Source organism: Kitasatospora sp. MY 5-36, from assembly GCF_001182915.1.
Lineage (GTDB): Bacteria > Actinomycetota > Actinomycetes > Streptomycetales > Streptomycetaceae > Kitasatospora.
On sequence record NZ_LFVW01000378.1, the window covers coordinates 1 to 731 of the forward strand.

Annotated in this window: 1 pseudogene; it reads right to left on the reverse strand. The window is 73.7% G+C overall.

Annotated elements, in window-relative coordinates:
• Window positions 1–731: pseudogene (locus AE652_RS23235) on the reverse strand (hypothetical protein); the annotation flags it as partial.

A 731-nucleotide genomic window follows, 5' to 3' on the forward strand; every position in this document is an offset into this window, starting at 1 on the left:
TTGGCCGATGCCTGCGCCGCGGCCTCGTAGCCCCTGGCCTCGTCAGCGACGCCGCGGGCGTAGGCGGCGGCGGCCTGGGCCGTGGCGGCGTTCTTCTGGGCGGTCGCGGAGACCGCGGTGGCCTCGGCGATCAGGCCCTTGACGTCGGCGACGTGGACAGCGGTGAGCCGGTCCTTCTGCTGAGCCGTGTACTGGCCCTTGGCGACGAAGGCGCGCAGGTCCTGCACGGGACCTTCGAGGGCGACCTTCGCCGCGGCCTTGAGCTCGGGCTCGGTGGCCGGAGCGTCCTCGAGCCGGGTGGCGGTCAGCCGGTCGTCGGCGGCCTGCGCGTCGGCCAGACCCTTGCCGAGGAAGTCCCGCAGCGCGGCGGGGGTGTTGACCCGCAGCGCGGCGTCGGCGGCCGCCTTGACGGCGGGACCGGCGTTGTCGCTGAGTCGGGTGATCGTCAGCCGGTTCTCCGGCGCCGCGGCCTCGTACTGGCCGCTGTTCAGGAACGCGCCGACCTGGGTCCGGTCGCCCTGGAGCACGGTGTAGGCGGCGTCGCGGACCGCGTTGTTCCCCGAGTCGGTGTAGACCTCGACGGCACGGTCGTGTGCGTCGCGCTCCTCGGCCTCGCGGCGCCCGCTCTTCAGGTAGGAGAGGACGGCCGTGTCCGGGCCGGTGAGGGCCGCTTCGGCCGCTACCTCTCCCCAGTCTCCGGAGATCTTGCGGGAGATCAGGGCGAGCTTGCG